The 16,934-nt window shown below is 71.6% G+C and carries 17 protein-coding genes and 6 tRNA genes; 8 read left to right on the plus strand and 15 right to left on the minus strand.

The window, feature by feature from the left end:
• Positions 1–17: 17 nt before the first annotated feature.
• The 3 genes from ACF3NS_RS12695 (at position 18) to ACF3NS_RS12705 (ending at position 2,450) form a co-directional block, all read left to right on the plus strand.
• On the plus strand, positions 18–833 hold the full coding sequence (locus ACF3NS_RS12695; protein ID WP_392466452.1) for an aldo/keto reductase: 816 nt from the start codon (positions 18–20) through the stop codon (positions 831–833).
• 161 nt (positions 834–994) lie between these two features.
• Positions 995–1,678: a histidine phosphatase family protein gene (locus tag ACF3NS_RS12700; RefSeq protein ID WP_392466453.1), complete on the plus strand. Its 684-nt coding sequence runs from the start codon at positions 995–997 to the stop codon at positions 1,676–1,678.
• A gap of 193 nt (positions 1,679–1,871) precedes the next feature.
• Positions 1,872–2,450, plus strand: a complete 579-nt coding sequence (locus tag ACF3NS_RS12705) for a TMEM165/GDT1 family protein (protein ID WP_392466454.1) — start codon at positions 1,872–1,874, stop codon at positions 2,448–2,450.
• On the opposite strand, the gene ACF3NS_RS12710 is transcribed toward ACF3NS_RS12705, so the two are convergent.
• Both ACF3NS_RS12710 and ACF3NS_RS12715 read right to left on the minus strand, forming a co-directional pair.
• Entirely contained in the window at positions 2,428–2,754 is a 327-nt protein-coding gene (locus ACF3NS_RS12710; RefSeq protein WP_154591885.1) for a hypothetical protein, read from the minus strand. The genes ACF3NS_RS12705 and ACF3NS_RS12710 overlap by 23 nt on opposite strands.
• A gap of 5 nt (positions 2,755–2,759) precedes the next feature.
• Positions 2,760–3,320, minus strand: a complete 561-nt coding sequence (locus tag ACF3NS_RS12715) for an HIT domain-containing protein (protein WP_311966321.1) — start codon at positions 3,318–3,320, stop codon at positions 2,760–2,762.
• Positions 3,321–3,343: 23 nt separating this feature from the next.
• Between ACF3NS_RS12715 and ACF3NS_RS12720 the strand changes: the two genes are divergently transcribed.
• The 3 genes from ACF3NS_RS12720 to ACF3NS_RS12730 are packed head-to-tail and all read left to right on the plus strand — an operon-like array spanning position 3,344 to position 4,415.
• A complete protein-coding gene (locus ACF3NS_RS12720) occupies positions 3,344–3,589 on the plus strand; it encodes a nitroreductase/quinone reductase family protein (protein WP_288798892.1) in 246 nt (81 codons plus the stop codon).
• On the plus strand, positions 3,586–3,840 hold the full coding sequence (locus tag ACF3NS_RS12725) for a hypothetical protein (protein WP_392466457.1): 255 nt from the start codon (positions 3,586–3,588) through the stop codon (positions 3,838–3,840). Before ACF3NS_RS12720 ends, ACF3NS_RS12725 begins: the two co-directional genes overlap by 4 nt.
• The gene (locus tag ACF3NS_RS12730; protein WP_392466459.1) at positions 3,837–4,415 is read left to right on the plus strand and encodes a hypothetical protein; all 579 of its coding nucleotides are present in this window, start codon (positions 3,837–3,839) and stop codon (positions 4,413–4,415) included. The genes ACF3NS_RS12725 and ACF3NS_RS12730 overlap by 4 nt, the downstream gene beginning before the upstream one ends.
• Positions 4,416–4,641: 226 nt before the next feature.
• On the opposite strand, the gene ACF3NS_RS12735 is transcribed toward ACF3NS_RS12730, so the two are convergent.
• A complete protein-coding gene (locus ACF3NS_RS12735) occupies positions 4,642–5,130 on the minus strand; it encodes a GNAT family N-acetyltransferase (RefSeq protein ID WP_154591888.1) in 489 nt (162 codons plus the stop codon).
• Between the two features lie 159 nt (positions 5,131–5,289).
• Between ACF3NS_RS12735 and ACF3NS_RS12740 the strand changes: the two genes are divergently transcribed.
• The gene (locus tag ACF3NS_RS12740) at positions 5,290–6,621 is read left to right on the plus strand and encodes a bifunctional o-acetylhomoserine/o-acetylserine sulfhydrylase (protein WP_392466460.1); all 1,332 of its coding nucleotides are present in this window, start codon (positions 5,290–5,292) and stop codon (positions 6,619–6,621) included.
• A 92-nt stretch (positions 6,622–6,713) separates the two neighbouring features.
• On the opposite strand, the gene thrS is transcribed toward ACF3NS_RS12740, so the two are convergent.
• From thrS to ACF3NS_RS12760, 4 genes are all read right to left on the minus strand, one after another.
• Positions 6,714–8,819, minus strand: coding sequence for a threonine--tRNA ligase (gene thrS / locus ACF3NS_RS12745; RefSeq protein WP_392466462.1), 2,106 nt, complete (start codon positions 8,817–8,819; stop codon positions 6,714–6,716).
• A gap of 130 nt (positions 8,820–8,949) precedes the next feature.
• Entirely contained in the window at positions 8,950–9,324 is a 375-nt protein-coding gene (locus ACF3NS_RS12750) for a hypothetical protein (protein WP_154591891.1), read from the minus strand.
• A 117-nt stretch (positions 9,325–9,441) separates the two neighbouring features.
• A tRNA-Val gene (locus ACF3NS_RS12755) sits at positions 9,442–9,518 on the minus strand.
• A 66-nt stretch (positions 9,519–9,584) separates the two neighbouring features.
• On the minus strand, positions 9,585–9,983 hold the full coding sequence (locus tag ACF3NS_RS12760) for a TIGR02611 family protein (protein WP_392466464.1): 399 nt from the start codon (positions 9,981–9,983) through the stop codon (positions 9,585–9,587).
• Positions 9,984–10,192: 209 nt separating this feature from the next.
• Between ACF3NS_RS12760 and ACF3NS_RS12765 the strand changes: the two genes are divergently transcribed.
• A complete protein-coding gene (locus ACF3NS_RS12765; protein ID WP_392466466.1) occupies positions 10,193–11,011 on the plus strand; it encodes a SigB/SigF/SigG family RNA polymerase sigma factor in 819 nt (272 codons plus the stop codon).
• Between the two features lie 176 nt (positions 11,012–11,187).
• Here the strand turns inward: ACF3NS_RS12765 and ACF3NS_RS12770 are convergent.
• The 8 genes from ACF3NS_RS12770 to ACF3NS_RS12805 form a co-directional block, all read right to left on the minus strand.
• Positions 11,188–11,262 (minus strand) — tRNA-Val (locus ACF3NS_RS12770).
• Between the two features lie 37 nt (positions 11,263–11,299).
• Positions 11,300–11,372: transfer RNA gene (locus ACF3NS_RS12775), tRNA-Gly, on the minus strand.
• Between the two features lie 64 nt (positions 11,373–11,436).
• Positions 11,437–13,713, minus strand: coding sequence for a transglycosylase domain-containing protein (locus ACF3NS_RS12780; protein WP_154591894.1), 2,277 nt, complete (start codon positions 13,711–13,713; stop codon positions 11,437–11,439).
• A gap of 2 nt (positions 13,714–13,715) precedes the next feature.
• Positions 13,716–15,392: a hypothetical protein gene (locus tag ACF3NS_RS12785; RefSeq protein ID WP_154591895.1), complete on the minus strand. Its 1,677-nt coding sequence runs from the start codon at positions 15,390–15,392 to the stop codon at positions 13,716–13,718.
• Between the two features lie 56 nt (positions 15,393–15,448).
• A tRNA-Val gene (locus ACF3NS_RS12790) sits at positions 15,449–15,523 on the minus strand.
• A 1-nt stretch (position 15,524) separates the two neighbouring features.
• Positions 15,525–15,595, minus strand: a tRNA-Cys gene (locus tag ACF3NS_RS12795).
• A 94-nt stretch (positions 15,596–15,689) separates the two neighbouring features.
• Positions 15,690–15,762 (minus strand) — tRNA-Gly (locus ACF3NS_RS12800).
• A 50-nt stretch (positions 15,763–15,812) separates the two neighbouring features.
• Complete coding sequence (locus tag ACF3NS_RS12805) at positions 15,813–16,883, minus strand: YihY/virulence factor BrkB family protein (RefSeq protein ID WP_392466468.1); 1,071 nt, start codon at positions 16,881–16,883, stop codon at positions 15,813–15,815.
• Between the last annotated feature and the right edge of the window lie 51 nt (positions 16,884–16,934).

Consider the following 16,934-nt stretch of genomic DNA (forward strand, 5'->3'; position numbering starts at 1 on the left):
GCCAGTAGTCTGTGGGCATGAGCATCCAATTCCCGCATGGTGTGACGGTGCCCGAGATCGGCATCGGGACATGGTTCGTCGGCGACGAGCCGTCGCGTCGCGACGAGGAGATCGCCGCCATCCGTGCCGGGCTGGATGCGGGGCTGCGCGTGATCGACACGGCGGAGATGTACGGTGACGGGCGCTCGGAGCAGCTCGTCGGCGAGGCGATCCGCGGCCGGCGCGACGAGGTCTTCCTGGTGAGCAAGGTGCTGCCGTACAACGCGTCGGAGGCGGGTGTGCGCTCGGCGGTGCACGCGAGCCTGCAGCGGCTGGGCACCGACCGTCTCGACCTCTATCTGCTTCACTGGCGCGGCTCTGTGCCCTTCGACGAGACCGTCGCCGCGTTCGAGCGGCTGCAGAAGGACGGCGACATCGGCGCGTGGGGTGTCAGCAACCTCGGTCCGGATGACATGGCCGACCTGCCGCACGGATGCGCGACCGATCAGGTGCTCTACAACCCGATTCGCCGCGGTCCGGAGCTGGATCTCTTCCCGATCCTGCGATCCCGGGGTATTCCGGTGATGGCGTACTCGCCGCTCGAGCAGGCTCGGCTGCTCGATGACCCTCGGCTGCAGGCTCTTGCGGTCGAAAGCGGCCTCTCCGCGGCGCAGCTCGTGCTGGCCTGGGTGATCCGCGACGGCGACGTGCTGGCGATCCCGAAGGCGGGTTCCGCAGGCCATGCCCGCCAGAACGCCGCCGTGCTGGGCATGACTCTGTCCGCCGACGTCCAGGCGGAGATCGACCGGCTGTTCCCGGCTCCGCAAAACCCGGTGCCCCTCGAGATGCTCTGAGGCCGTCGACGCCCCTGGGTCAGAGTCGCTGCGCCGGGGGCGCAGACGTCTCGCCGGCGCGGGGCTGGCACGTGAAGTGCACCGACTGACCCTCGTCGCCCCCGAGCATGCGGGCCACCCCGGGCTGGGCGCCGGCCGTGGCGGATGACAGACTCTGGGGCATGGACCTCTTCGTCATCCGCCACGGTCAGTCCGAGAACAACAAGCTGTATGCCGAGACCGGCAGCCGCGCAGGCCGCACGCCCGACTCCGAGCTGTCCGAGCTCGGTCACGAACAGGCCCGGCGCCTCGCCGAGGCGGTGCGGGAGGACCGCAGCCACCTCGACGTGGAGGTCCTCCACACCGCCCTCACGCACCGGTGCCTGCAGACCGTCGCCCCGCTCGCCGACGCCCTAGGGCTCGAGCCCATCGGCCGGACGGACCTGGGCGAGGTCGGTGGCCTGTACGCCGCCCACCCTGCCACCGGCGTGCGCCGCCCCTACCCCGGCCTCAGCACGCAGGATATGCACGACATCGCGCCGTCCCTCACGCTGCCGGCCGACGTCGAGCAGGGCTCGGAGTGGGACGGCGGCTTCGAGGAGGAGCACGCCGAGGCCCAGCGCCGGGCCGCCGCGGTCCTCGACGACCTGGCGTCCCGTCACGGGGACCGGGCCAAGATCGGCATCCTCACCCACCAGCACTTCGGTCAGCTGCTGATCGGGGCGGCCGCCGGGATCGGCGAGGCCGGCCGCAAGTTCGAGCTGTCCAACTCCTCGGTGACCGCCCTGCGGCACGAGGACGGCGAGTGGCGCGTGCTCTGGGTCAACCGGGTCCGCCACCTCGACAGCGACCAGATCAACGCCTGAGGCGCCAACCGCTATCCTGGGCGACGAAAGGGAGTAGTCCCCAACAGTCGAGTCGACACATTGGCCCTAGGGCCCGGCTCGGCAGGCCACGACCTCGTGGCGGACGAGACTTTCGACCAGCACCCCGTCGACGGACGTGCCTGGCCGAGGTCCGTCCACGACGCGGGTCCGGCAGGCCTGAGAGGACCCCCTCGTGTACGCCTTCCTCCTGAGCACCGCGGTGATCTTCGCCGCCGAGCTCGGCGACAAGAGCCAGCTGATGGCCATGACCTTCGCCGCCCGCTACCGCGCCCGGGACGTGCTCCTCGGGATCACCGCGGCCACGGCCCTGGTCCACCTCGCGTCCGTCGGTATCGGCTACGCCATCGGTGACGTCTTCGCCGACGCCCAGGGCGCCATCCAGGTCGTGGCGGGCATCGCCTTCCTGGCCTTCGCCGCGTGGACCCTGCGCGGCGACGAGCTGACGGACGACGAGGCCGCCAAGGCCCGCAACAGCCGCGGCATGGCGCTGCTCGCGGTCGGCACGGCTTTCTTCCTGGCCGAGCTGGGCGACAAGACCATGCTCGCGACCATCACCCTGGCCACCCAGGAGGGGTGGTTCGGCACGTGGGTGGGCTCCACGCTCGGCATGGTGGCGGCCGACGCCCTCGCGATCGGTGCCGGGGCCCTGCTCGGCCGCAAGCTGCCAGAACGCACCATCAAGATCGGCGCCGCCCTGCTCTTCCTGGCCTTCGGCGTGGTGATGGTAGTCAGCGGCGTGCGCGCGCTCTGACGAGCCCCTCCACCGGGCGCACACCCGGCCGCAGGAAGCGGTGGCCGTGCCGCAGCAGCTCCGGCCAGACCCCGCGGCCGCGGGTCACCGTGCCGTCCCCGCCGACCCAGACCAGGTGTCCGCGGCAGTCCTCGGGGGCGAGACCCCACCGCTCGAGCGCCACCCGGCGCCAGGGCCGCAGCTCGAACCTGTCGCGCGACACCACGTGCCACAGCACCCGCGCCCGCGCCCGGCCGAGGGCGGTCGTGTCGTCGTAGAGGAGGACGGGCTGGGGGTCCGTCGGCATGGCGGGCAGGTCCGGCATACGGCTCACTCCCCCGGCCAGGCCGCCACGATCTGTTGCCGGGTGTCCTCGAGCAGGACGGGCAGGGCCTTGGTCTGACCGACGATCGGCAGGAAGTTCATGTCGCCGCCCCACCGCGGCACCACGTGCTGGTGCAGGTGCGCGGCGACGCCCGCCCCGGCGACGGCGCCCTGGTTCATGCCGAGGTTGAAGCCCATCGGGCTGCTCGCCGCCTCCAGCGCGCGGATGGCCGCCTTGGTCAGCCGGGTGAACTCCTCGGTCTCGTCGTCGGTGAGGTCGAGGTAGAGCGGGACGTGCCGGTAGGGGCAGACGAGCAGGTGCCCGGGGTTGTACGGGAAGAGGTTCATCACCACGAAGCACAGCTCGCCGCGGTGCACGATCAGCCCGTCGGCGTCGTCCTTGTCGGGGGCCGCGCAGAACGGGCATCCCTGTCCCGGACCGGTGCTCGGCCGGTCCGCCTGGATGTAGGCCATGCGGTGCGGCGTCCACAGACGCTCGAACCCGTCGTCCACGCCGGCGAGCTGGCCGGCGTCCTCGATGCTGCGCGGGCCCTGGAGGTCTGTCACCCCTCGATCCTAGACTCGACGGTATGGCGACGACGCCAGACCCCACGCCCGGCGCCCCGGAGCACCCGCAGTGGTTCCACAACCTGGTCGCCCACCCGCACCTGCGCCTGCAGGACGGCACGACCGTCACGCGTCAGGTGGCGCGCCTGGCCACCGATGACGAGCGCGCCGGTGGGTGGCCCCGCTGCGTCGAGGCGTTCCCGCCCTGCGCCGACTACCAGACCGAGACGGACCGTCAGATCCCGACCTTCCTGCTCGGGCAGCCGTGAAGGAGACCCGGCAGGAGCTCCACCGCCTCCAGGCGTTGCTCGACGCGTCGCGCTCCCGGTCCGCCCCACGGATCAGCGCGGTGGACGGGCACTTCCTGCACAGGACGTGGACCTTCTCGACCGCTCGGGAGTGGACCAAGGCACACCAGATCGCCGACAACGACGAGGTGGCCGAGGTGGACGCCCACTGGATGATCGGTGACGGCTTCGACGAGGTCGCCCAGGGCAGCCTGGCATGCTGGGCGCCATGACCAAGCACGCCGACACCCGTCGGGCCCGCATCCGCGCGACGCTCCAGGACGCCATCGATCAGACGACCTGCGTGCGCCTCACGACCCGGGACGGTGACGACGTCGTCGGCTACTGCGTCGGCGTGGGTCGCCGCTGGTGCCTGGTCGCGCTCGCCGCACCGTGGCCCGACGGCTACGCCGCTGTCCGGCTGGCCGCCCTCGAGCGCATCCACCGCGTCGAGCCCGCCACCGTCGAACGCCGCGCCTTCGAGCGGGACGACCGCTGGCCGCCGGCCGCTCTCGAGGACCTCGACCTGGACCGCACGGACGCGCTGCTCGCAGGACTGGCCGACCGCTTCCCGCTGGTGGGGCTGGACCTTCGCGACAGCGAGGACGACGTCTTCGTCGGGGCCCCCGCCCTGGTCGCCGAGGGCACGCTCATGCTGCTGGAGCTGGGGTCGGACGCGCAGTGGGACGCCCTGTCCGCGTGGCGCCTGCGGGACATCACGCGCGTCACCGTCCAGGACCGCTACCTGCAGCTGCTGGCGGACCTCGCGCCGCCGCAGCCGCAGCAGCCCTCCCCCTTCTCCGACTGACGGAGCAGGCCGGAGAGTGACAGGATCGCCGTGCCCGCCACCATGACCACCAACGACATCACGAGGCCCATATGCCGCCAGACGGACGGTGGTCCTGCGTTGCCGCGCGCGGCGTCATACCCGGCAGTGAGCGTCAGGACATCGGCAGGGCGACGAACGGGTCCATGATGGCGAACAGGCCACCCAGGGCCTTGACGCGCACGGTCTGGTCCATGACCGGATGAACTCAGAAGAGCGTTGCGGGGACCCTCAGCACCGACTCGAAGATCCCCTCATGAGCGGGCCGTCCACCCAGACGACGCGCGATGCCCGGGGCTGCCGGGCCGAGCTCGGTGAGGTCACCGCGCAGGTGCGTCAGCCCCTCGGCCGAGGACCACGCGAACACCTCCCGCGCCATCTGCCCACCGATCCCGCACCGGCGGAAGGTCGGCGTCACGAACATCGTGTGCACCTGGCCCCACCGCGAGCGCCGGGGGCCGCCGAGAACGGGCAGCTGCTCGACGAGGGTGACGCCGGCGATGCCGAGGGGCCGCTTCTCGATCTCGGCGAGCCAGTAGGCGTGGGAACCGCTGCTGCGCAGCCAGGCGTCGGCGAACCGGTCGATGAACTCCGGGTCCGGCGAGGCGCCGCGCTCCCTGCCGAGCTGCAGCATCATCGCGGCAACGGCGAACGCGTCGTGCGGACGGGCACGGCGGATGTGGGCAGGGGCGCTCATGGCCACAGTGAACCATCGGTCGAGGGTCTCGGCACCTCCTCGTGACCAAACCGTCACTCCATGGGAGCGTGGTCCGTATGCCGGGACGCCCCTCCCTCGCCCTGCGAGACCCCTCCTAGAGTCGCCGCAGGTCATGAGCGTCAGGAAGGGTACGTGGTCATGAGCGACTGGGCATTCGAGACCAAGCAGATCCATGCGGGGCAGACCCCGGACTCCGAGACGGGCGCGCGGGCGCTACCGATCTACCAGACCACCTCGTTCGTCTTCGACGACGCGCAGGTCGCGGCGGACCGGTTCGCGCTGTCGGACCTCGGACCGATCTACACCCGCCTCGGCAACCCGACGAACAACGCCATCGAGGAGCGCATCGCGACGCTGGAGGGTGGGGTCGGCGCGCTGCTGCTGGGGTCGGGCATGGCGGCGACGACCTTCGCGATCCTCAACGTCGCGCAGGCGGGCGACCACGTCGTGGCCTCCCCCGCGCTGTATGGCGGGACCTACAACCTGCTGCGCTACACGCTCCCGAAGCTGGGGATCACGACGACCTTCGTCGACGACCAGGCAGACCTTGAGCAGTGGCGCGCCGCGGTCCGCCCGGAGACCAAGCTCTTCTTCGGCGAGACGATCTCCAACCCCGACCAGAAGGTCCTCGACATCGCCGGGATCGCCGAGGTCGCCCACGAGGCGGGCGTGCCGTTGTTCGTCGACAACACCGTCGCGACGCCCTACCTCATCCGCCCGATCGAGCACGGCGCCGACGTCGTCATCCACTCGGCCACGAAGTTCCTCGGCGGCCACGGCACGTCGATCGTGGGGGCGCTCGTCGATGCCGGCACGTTCGACTACGCCCAGGACCCCGAGCGCTTCCCGCAGCTCAACACGCCGTCCGACAGCTACCACGGGCTCGTCTACGCCCGCGACCTCGGGGTCGGCTCGGCGCTCGGCGCCAACCTGGCGTTCATCCTCAAGGCGCGCGTCGAGCTGCTGCGCGACCTCGGCTCGGCGTGCTCGCCGTTCAACGCCTTCCTCGTGGGCCTCGGCATCGAGACCCTGTCGCTGCGCATCGAGCGGCACCTCGCCAACACCCGCCGCGTCGTCGAGCACCTGGCGGGCCACCCGCAGGTCGAGCGCGTCTACTACGCCTCGCTCGACGGCAGCCCGGAGAACGCGCGCGCAGAACGCTACTGCCCCAAGGGATCCGGTTCGGTGTTCTCCTTCGAGCTCGCCGGTGGGGTCGACGCGGGGCGGGCCTTCGTGGACGCTCTTGAGCTGCACAGCCACGTCGCCAACATCGGCGACGTCCGCTCGCTCGTCATCCACCCGGCCTCGACGACGCACTCGCAGGGGTCGGACGAGGACCGCCTCGGGGCCGGCGTCACGCCCGGCCTGGTGCGCCTGTCGGTGGGCCTGGAGCACATCGACGACATCCTGGCCGACCTCGACCGCGGCCTTGCGGCGGCGGCGTCAGCGGCGGGCACCGACCAGGCCTGAGGACGCGACACGGCACCCACCCCCGGGGGGTGGGTGCCGTCGGTCATCCTGCGCCGGTATGCCGAGCGCGTGCCGTCAGGCGCGAGCGGCGCTCAGGCAGTCTCGGCGGTCGTGGTGGGCTCAGCGGGCTCGACCGCCTCGGGCGACGCCTCGGGCGAGCCGATAGGCGCGGTCATGACCTGCTCACGGGACTCCACGGACCGCACGATCTCCTCGACAGCCTGTCCCACCGGGATCCCGTTGCGCTGCGACCCGTCGCGGTAGCGGAAGGACACCGCCCCCGCCTCGACGTCCTCGCCCCCCGCGATGAGCACGTAGGGCACCTTGGACTTCGAGGCGTTGCGGATCTTCTTGGGGAAGCGGTCGTCGCTGTGGTCCACCTCGACCCGCACGCCCCGGCGGCGCAGCTGCCGCGCCACGTCCTCCAGGTAGTCCGCGAAGTCCTCGGCCACCGGGACGCCCGTCACCTGGACCGGGGACAGCCACACCGGGAAGGCCCCCGCGTAGTGCTCGACCAGCACCCCCATGAACCGCTCGATCGACCCGAACTTGGCCGAGTGGATCATGACCGGCTGCTTGCGGGTGCCGTCGGCGGCCTGGTACTCCAGCCCGAAGCGCTCCGGCTGGTTGAAGTCGTACTGGATGGTCGACATCTGCCAGGTGCGCCCGATGGCGTCGCGGGCCTGCACCGACACCTTGGGGCCGTAGTAGGCGGCGCCGCCCGGGTCCGGCACGAGCTTGAGACCCGACTCGAGGCACACCTGCTCCAGCACGCGGGTCGCGGCCTCCCACTGCTCGTCCGAGCCGATGAACTTGTCCTTCTTGGCGCCCTCGGTCTCCCGCGTGGACAGCTCGAGGTAGAAGTCGGACAGCCCGAAGTCGCGCAGCAGCCCGAGCACGAAGTCCAGCAGGTGCTTGATCTCCGCCGGCGCCTGCTCGGCCGTGACATAGGAGTGCGAGTCGTCCTGGGCGAAGCCGCGCACGCGCGTCAGCCCGTGAATGACCCCGGACTTCTCGTAGCGGTAGACCGAACCGAACTCGAAGAGCCGCAGGGGGAGCTCGCGGTAGGACCGGCCACGGGAACGGTAGATGAGGTTGTGCATCGGGCAGTTCATCGCCTTGAGGCGGTAGTCCTGACCCGGCTTGGTCACCTCGCCGGCGTCGTTGCGCTCCTCGTCCACGTGCAGCGGCGGGAACATCGTGTCCGCGTAGTACGGCAGGTGCCCGGAGGTGTGGAAGAGCCCGTCCTTGGCAATGTGCGGGGTGCCGACGTACTCGAAGCCCTCCTCGATGTGCCGGCGCCGGACGTAGTCCTCCATCTCCCGCTTGATGATCCCGCCCTTGGGGTGGAACACGGGCAGGCCGGAGCCGATCTCGTCGGGGAAGGAGAACAGATCGAGCTCGACGCCCAGCTTGCGGTGGTCGCGCTTCTCGGCCTCGGCGAGGCGGTCGAGATAGGCGCGCAGCTCGTCCTTGCTGGGCCAGGCCGTGCCGTAGAGGCGCTGCAGCTGCTCGTTGGCCTGGTTGCCGCGCCAGTAGGCGGCGGCGGAGCGCATGAGCTTGAAGCCGTTGGCGATGATCTTGGTGCTCGGCAGGTGCGGGCCGCGGCACAGGTCGCTCCACGCGACGGTGCCGTCGCGGCGGACGTTGTCGTAGATCGTGAGCTCGCCCGCGCCGACCTCGACGCCCGCTCCGGCGTCCTCGTCGTCGTGGGTCATCGAGCCCTTGAGCCCGACCAGCTCGCACTTGAAGGGCTCGCCCGCGAGCTCCTCCAGCGCCTCGGTCTCGCTCACCACGCGGCGGCGGAAGGTCTGCCCCTCGTTGATGATCTTCTGCATGACCTTCTCGAGGGCCTTGAGGTCCTCGGGCGTGAAAGGCTCGTCCACCTGGAAGTCGTAGTAGAAGCCGTCGCGGACCGGCGGTCCGATACCGAGCCTGGCGTCGGGGTTGACCTGCTGCACGGCCTGCGCCATCACGTGCGCGCAGGAGTGCCGCAGCACGTCGAGGCCGTCGTCGCTGGCGATGTCGACGCCCTCGACCTGATCGCCGTCGCGCAGCTCCGTGGCCAGGTCCTTGAGCTCGCCACCCATGCGGGCCACGACGATGCGGCGGTCGTCGGCGAACAGGTCGGCGGCAGTCGTGCCTGCCGTCACCGTTCGCTCGTCTCCAGCGATGTGCACGGTGATGTCGGCTGACACAGGTGTCTCCAGTTCGTTCTCGTATGACGTCCCGCTGCCTCGCGGGCGGCCGTCACCGCTGCGGTGACGTTCTTCCTAGGCTATCGGGCAGGGCAACCGGGTTCGGTCAGGATGACCTCCCGCCGAGTGGTCAGAAGGACGCGCAGCAGCGCACGACGCGCGCCTGGTCCCCCACCAGCAGATCGCCGCCCTTGACGGTCTCGGCATACAGGCCCTCGCAGGCGCTCGGCTTGCACCCCAGCCGCACCACCACGTCACCGATCCGCAGCTCTTGCCCCTCGAGGGCGGCCAGCTCGTCGTCGCTCATGTCGAGGACCAGGTTGGCGCGCAGGTCGCCGGCTGCCTGCGTGGCCGTGGCGACCAGGAGCGGGTGCCGCTTGGCGCGGTCGCCGACGAGGCCGGAGTCGGTGAGCACGGCCTGGCGCAGGGGACGGCCCGGCTCACCCTTGACGGGATAGACGGCGATGTCGGTGAGGGGCCACACGGGCGTGACGCTGGATGCCATGGGTCAAGCGTGCACCCCCAGCACCGACCAGGGCCAATCCGCGCCGCCAGCCGGATCGACCCCGTCGGCAACGCCAGAGGGACCGGCACGCCCACAGCGTCCGGCCCCTCTCGATGATGGTGGACGTGAAGGGACTCGAACCCCTGACCTCTCGCGTGTGAAGCGAACGCTCTAACCAACTGAGCTACACGTCCAGGTGCCGCCGCGGCGGACAACTACGGCATCGTATCCGGTGTCGGGGTCCAGCACGAAATCGGGTCTCAGGGCAGCAGATCGACCAGGACTCGCTCCACCGGGTCGGGCAGCCAGGCGGGCACGCCGGTGATCGCCATGGTGGTCAGGACGACCAGCCCGACGAACGCCGCCGTGGCCAGGCCGACGGCCGCGCGCACCCACACCGGTTGCCGCAGGAGCCAGTCGTTCCACCGCCGCAGGTGCCCCATCCCCCACCCGTGCAGCCGCTGGGCCCACGCGAACTCCGTCGCCCAGACGAGGACGCCGAGAAAGACGATCAGCCACCCCGGCCCGGGGAACGGCACCAGGATCAGACCGACCACCACGATCACCAGGCCGACCGCCCCGACGACCGCCCGATACACGGCGTGGCTGCGCGGGTCCGCCCTGAGTCGCCGCCTCCAGGCCCAGTCACGCTCCGTCATGTTCACGCCCCCTTTGCGCGTTGATGCACGTCGATGACCCGATTCGTCTGGTCACAACCTGTGTTTCCGCCAAAGGTGGGGTTGCGCCAGCATCCGTGGGTAGTATCGCTGACAAGGCTGGCACCGAGGGCGTCCCCTAGCGGGTACCGGCCGGCCCGCAGGTCTAGAAGACGGCCTGTCTTACCCCGACAACGATCGAGGTTCCCCTGTTGAGCAAGTCTTCTCATCACATCGTCTTCGGCCTGCCGCACGTCCGGCCCGTCGGCGACGGCGAGTCCGAACGACTTCTCGCCACGATCCCCGACCTCCCCGCCGAGGAGCGCCAGGCCGTCTACAACAAGGTCATCTCCGACAACCTGTCGCTCGCCAAGCGGCTCGCGAGCCGCTACCGCAACCGTGGCGAACCCGCCGACGACCTCGAGCAGGTCGCCAACCTGGGCCTGGTCATGGCAGTCCTGCGCTACGACCCCTCCCACGGGGTCAGCCTCATCGACTTCGCCACCCCCACCATCATCGGTGAGCTGCGCAAGCACTTCCGGGACAAGTGCTGGTCCGTGCGCCCGCCGCGCCGGCTGCAGGAGCTGCGTCCCCGCGTCCGCGAGACCCAGCAGGAGCTGGAGCAGAAGCTCGGCCGCGCCCCCACCTCCACCGAGGTGGCCGACGCCCTGGGCCTGACGGCGCAGGAGCTCGCCGACGTCGAGCGCGCCGCCACCGGCTACCAGCCGCTGTCGCTCGAGCACCCGACCGGCGAGGGCTCGTCCACGACGCTGGGGCACCTGATCCCGGACGACGACGACGACCTCGCCAACCTGATGAACGAGATGACCGTCCACACGCTCCTGGACTGCCTGACCCCGCGCCAGCGCAAGATCATCGAGCTGCGCTACTTCTCGGAGATGACGCAGCAGGAGATCGCCGACGAGATCGGTGTCAGCCAGGTGCAGGTCTCGCGGCTGCTGTCCCAGATCCTGCGGCGCCTGCGCCACATCCTGGACATCCAGCGGATGCCGGTGCGCCCGGTCGCCTGAGCCGCAGCCCCTCCCGTATGTCGAAGGCCCGGTGCTCTCACGTGGTGAGGGCACCGGGCCTTCGTGACGCCAGGACGTCCCGCCAGGGTTGAGCCCCGGCGGCCACGATCAGGACCTCGGCCCCAGACGCACGAACCCCCTCTGGTCGCATCGCTGCGGCCAGAGGGGGTTCGCTGTGGTGGGCGATACTGGGTTTGAACCAGTGACCTCTTCCGTGTCAAGGAAGCGCGCTACCGCTGCGCCAATCGCCCTAGGGCGAGGGGCGCGATCTCTCGCGCCCCTCGTCGGAGCGGACAACCGGGCTCGAACCGGCGACCTCAACCTTGGCAAGGTTGCGCTCTACCAACTGAGCTATGTCCGCCTGCACCACGCCGTGGTGCGCGTAGAAACGATAGCCGATGGGTGACGTGCGGCCCAAATCGAGGTTACGGGGCGTCGGGCAGCCGGACGGTCAGGTCCGAGCCTGCGCTGAGCGTGATCGTGGCCTTGCCCGACAGACCCACCGCCGTGCCAGGCGCCGGGGCCTGCGCGGCCACGACGTCCTTGGGCCGCAACGGATCTGGGCCCGCCGCCGTCGGTGCCAGCGTGACGTCGAAGCCCGAGTCCTGCAGCACGCGGACGGCCTGGTCGCGCCCCAGGCCCCGGACGTCGGGCATGACGGCGTGGGTGCCGGCCAGCTCGGCGGGCCCGACGGGCGCGAAACCCTGGACCGGGAGCCCCTCGTGCATGGACCGCATGGCGTCCTGCCAGATGGGTCCGGCCGCCGTGGAGCCGAAGACGGAGCCGATGCGGCGGCCGTAGAGCTGCACGCTGTCGATGGGGTGCTTCTGGCCTCCGCGCGGATCCCCCACCCACACGGCGGTCGCGAGCTGGGGGGTGTAGCCCGCGAACCACACGGCGGCGTTGCCGTCCATGGTCCCGGTCTTGCCGGCGACCGGGCGCCCGATCGACAGGCGCTTGCCGGTGCGGTACGGGTCGGGGCCGTCGATGGTCTCCGCGAGACCCGCGGTCACGGCGTCGGCGATGCCCGGCCGGATCTCCTGGTGGCACTGCGGGTCGGGCGCCTTGCGCGGCTTGCCGTCGGCGCCGGTGATGGCCACGATGCCGACCGGCTTGCACACCCTGCCGTGGGCCGCGAAGGACGCGTAGACGGAGGCCACCTGGATCGGTGACGCGTCGTGCGTCCCCAGGGTCGTGGACCCCTCGTCCGCCCCGATCTTGTCGGCGGGCAAGGTCATCCCGAGCCGGTTGGCCATCTGGACCACCTTGGGCACGCCGACCTGCTCCTCCAGCATGACGAACCACGTGTTGGACGAGCGGGCGAGCGCCTGACCGGCCGTGAGCCGGCCCGCGTCGGCCGCCATCGAGTTGCGGTATCCCCCAGGCGGATAGCTCAGCTTGTCCGGGCGGTAGCGCGCGGGCGCGTCCTGGACGCCGTTGACGGGGAAGCCGCCCTCGAGCGCCGCGGCATACGTGATGGGTTTGAAGGTCGAGCCCGGCTGAAAGGCCGTCAGCGCCGGATAGATCTGGTTGGTCCGGCCCTGCCCCAGACCGAACGAGCGGTTCTGCGCGAAGGCCACGACCTGCCCGGTCCCGGGCTGCACGACCGCCACCCCGGCGGCGAACTGGTTGTCACGCCCGAGCGCATCGTCGGCGGCGCGCTGGGCCTGATCGGCGAGCCTCGGCTGCAGAGCGGTCCGGATCGTCAGCCCGGAGTTCATGAACCGACGTCGCTGCGCCGGGGTGGCGCCGAAGGTAGGGTCCCGCTCGAGCGTGTCCCTGACCCACTGGCAGTAGAAGGGGTAGCGGCTGGCCGTGCACCCGTTGGCGGCCTCGGACGGCTTGAGCCCGAGCGGGGTTCGCTGCGCCTGGGCCGCCTCCGGCGCGGTGATGACCCCCGTGTCGCGCATGCGTGCCAGCACGACGTTGCGGCGCTTCAGCGCCTGCTCGGGGTGCACCATCGGGTTGTAGCCGTAGGGGTTCTGGACCAGACCCGCGAGCAGCGCGGCCTGGGTGAGGGTCAGTCGGGACGCCGGGACGGAGAAGAAGTGCTGTGCGGCCGTGCCGATGCCGTAGGCGCCGTCGCCGAAGTAGGCGATGTTGAGGTAGCCCTGCAGGATGTCGTCCTTGCTCATGGTCCGGTTGAGCGCCGCCGCGAGCTTGGCCTCCTGCGCCTTGCGCGTGATCGTCGTCTCGGTGGCCCGCGCGCGGTCCTGCGGCGTCTCGGCGTTGTTGAGCAGGACGTTCTTGACGTACTGCTGCGTGAGGGTCGACCCACCCTGGCGGCCCCCGTCCCCGGCGTTGTTGACCAGCGCGCGCAGGGTGCCGCGCAGGTCGACCCCGCCGTGCTCGTAGAAGCGGTCGTCCTCGACCGCCACCACGGCCCGGCGCGCGACGGGGGCGACCTGCGCGAGAGGCAGCTCGACGCGGTTCTCGGAGTAGAACGTCGCGACGATGCTGCCGTCCGCCGCGAGGATCGTGGACCGCTGCGGCACCGGCTCGATGGGCAGCGTGGTCGGCAGCGCGTCCCAGTAGTCCGCGACGCTGTTGGCCGCGGCGCCGGTCATCATCACCGCGGGCGCGGCCGTGGCGGCGGCCGCGAGACCGGCCACCGCCGCGACACCGACCAGCCGCGCCATGAGGGCACGTCGCCGAGGGGCGGGCTGCCGCCCGCCAGGCCGGTCGTCGTACGGGATGGTCATCGTCAGGGCCTCGGGGTGGGGCGTGGGTCGGGCGGCGGGGACGGCGAGGTGGGCGAGGCGGGAGGCGGCAGGTCGAGGGCCGGGTCCCGTGCCGGGGGGCACGTGGGTGCCGGGACGCTGGTCGCGCTCGGTGCCGGCGAGGGCTGCGCCGGGTCCGTGGACGGCGGCGGCACCGTCGTCGCGCAGGCCGCGACCGCCGAGGCGTAGGCCGTCGCCAGGTCCTCGCGACGGCGAGTCTCCGCGTCGTAGGCCGCCAGGGCCTGCTGGTAGCCCTCGAGCGCCACCCGGTAGGTCTCCTGCTGGGCGCGGATGGTCGCCCACGCGCTCTCCACCTGCTGCGCGGCCACCGCGTAGTCGGTGTAGGCCTGCGCCTCGCGCTGGTAGCGCTGCCACGCCTGCTCGTAGGCCCGGACCGCCGCGGGGTAGGCCGCGACGGCGGCCTGCATGGCCGTCACCGCCGCCTTCCTCCGCTGCTCCTGCGTGGCGGCCGCCGCCTGCTCGTCGTAGGTCGGCGCGATGGTGCCGGTGAACGCCCAGCCGCAGCCGGGCCCCCGCTCGTCGGGGGCGGGCGCGAGGTAGGACGTCTGGACGGGGTAGGGCGTCGGCGGCTGCGGCTCGGTAGGGCTCGGGACCGGGTCGGGGGCCCGCTCGGGCCAGTAGGGCGGTTGTGGCGGCGTGGGGGTCGTGACGGGAGGCAACGGGGTGCCGGCGTGCGGGGGCGCGAGGTCGGGCAGCGGCGTGCCCTGGGCCGGCAGGTCCACCCCGCGAGGCACCTGCAGGCCCGTGAAGGCGGTCCGCGTGATGAGCGGAGAGCGGGCGAAGTCGGCCGTCGTCGAGTCCTGGTCGGCGCACAGCGGAGCGAGCAGCTGGGCCAGCCGGCGGTCGAGGTCGGCCGCGGCGTCCTCGGGCACGGGCCGCCCGGTGCCGGACACCGACACCACCACGTCGCCGCGCCGGAACAGCACCGACCGCGTGTCCACCGCCCCCTTGGTCCTGGCGGCCCGCAGCGTCTGCACACCGAGCCCCGAGGAGGCCGTCACCCGGGTCTGCCCCACGCACTCCTGGCGCGCGACCAGCATCGCGTCGAGGGCCGGTGCACCGGCTCCCGGCCCGTATGCCGTGGCCGTCACCGTCACGCCGGAGCCGAACCCTCCGGCGCCCGGCGGGCTCGCCCAGGTGCGCGAGCGCGACAGGACCGGCGAGACGGGGGTGTCGCACGTGGGCGACACGGCCGGCGACACGGTGCCCGTCACGGACGACGCGTCGACCAGGCCGGACGGCATCCCCGCCGGCACGGGCGCGAGGAGGGCGCGCAGCACGCCGGCCGCCGGAGCCGCCTCGGCCCGGGCCAGGGCGGCGCGCGTGGTGGCGGGTGGTGGCGCAGCGACGGTCGTCCGCTCCGGGCGCTGGTTGGTGAACCTCAGCGAGGGGTACATCGCGGTCAGCAGCAGCACCGCGCACACGCACCCGACCAGCACGCCCAGCAGCGCGCGACCGGCGTACACCCGGGCCTCGCGCTCCGGGTCCTGCGGTGACGCGCGCAACCACCGGGGCAGCCGGTCCGCACCGGCCGGCCGCGGGTGCTCCGGGCGCTCCGTGGGGTCCAGGGTGTCTCCGTCGCTGGGGTCGTCGTGGCAGGTCCCGTCACCGTACCAACGCAACCGATGGCCCAGCCGCATCCCGGTCCGCACACGCCAGCGGGCCCCGGACCGATCGGTCCGGGGCCCGCTGGAGGTGGTGGGCGATACTGGGTTTGAACCAGTGACCTCTTCCGTGTCAAGGAAGCGCGCTACCGCTGCGCCAATCGCCCGAGGTGGAGACGGGATTTGAACCCGTGTACACGGCTTTGCAGGCCGTTGCCTCGCCTCTCGGCCACTCCACCGTGCCGATGCGCCAGCATGGTGGCAGGTGCAACCATGCTAGCCAATGCATCACCGGAGGGTCCGAGGACCCCCCTGAGGGTCCAGGACCCTCGGAGCGGACAACCGGGCTCGAACCGGCGACCTCAACCTTGGCAAGGTTGCGCTCTACCAACTGAGCTATGTCCGCGTGCTGCACCGTGCGGTCGCCGGATCTTGGTGAATCCGCAGCGTGCACCTTCACCCGCCGTGCGTGCTGACCGACACTAACCGATGCCGCCGCGGGACGTCCAATTCCTGAGCACCCCGCGCGTCGGCCACGAGACCCACGATCACCGGCCCGAACGGCGAGGTCCGCGGGCGCGGCTCGCGGCGCACCTCGAGCTCGGTCCGGACCGCCTCGACCACCCGGGCCCGGGCGCTGGGCCGGTCGGGCACGGGCCACAGGTGGCGGACGGCAGCGTTCATGGCGGCTCCGATCAGGACGGCGATGGCGAGGAGGTAGAGCCAGACGAGCAGGACGATGGGTGCGGACAGTGGTCCGTAGACGGAGGTCCCGCCGATGGACGCACCGAGCCAGGTCCGCACGACGTAGGAGACGAGCACCCAGAGCACCACGGTGAGGGCGGCCCCCGGAAGGTCCCGGCGCCAGGGCGAGCGCCGGGGCGTGGCAACGTGGTAGAGCGAGGTCACCGCCCACAGCACGCCACCGGTGACGAGGGTCCCGTGGACGATGCCGACGAGCACCTCCGGCCCCGGCAGGACCCGGGACAGGATCGCGGGGCCGAGCAGGACCAGCGGCATCAGCACTGCGCCGACCATCACGGCGACGGAGTACATCGTGAAGGACAGGGTCCGGGCGCGCACGATGCCGCGGACCCCGCTCTGGCCATACATGATCGAGATGGTGTCGATGAAGACGTTCAGGGCCCGCGAACCCGACCACAGGGACAGGACGAACCCCAGCGACACCAGATCGATGCGACCTCCCCGCAGCACCTCGTCGATCGTCGGGACGATGACCGCGCCCACGCTGTCGTCCGTCAGGAACCGCCGCGCGTAGGCGGCGAGCCCGGCCACCACCTGGTCGACGGTGCCCTGCCCGGCCCAGCTCCCGGCATATCCCAGTCCCCCGATCAGGCCGAGGACCAGCGGGGGCAGGGAGAGGAGGGCGAAGAAGCCCGCCTCGGAGGCGAGCCCTGTCACGCGGTAGCGCAGGCAGACGCGGACCGTCTCGCGCACGAGGCGCGCGAAGGACAGCCCACCGGGCACCTGCTGGAGCAGGTGTCGCAGGGCCGTCCGAGGGGTCATGGCCACGACGCTAGGACGCGCGCCCGGCCGGGACGGCTGGGGCACGAGGGG

The organism is Arsenicicoccus cauae, assembly GCF_043162025.1.
In the GTDB taxonomy this organism is placed as follows: domain Bacteria; phylum Actinomycetota; class Actinomycetes; order Actinomycetales; family Dermatophilaceae; genus Arsenicicoccus; species Arsenicicoccus cauae.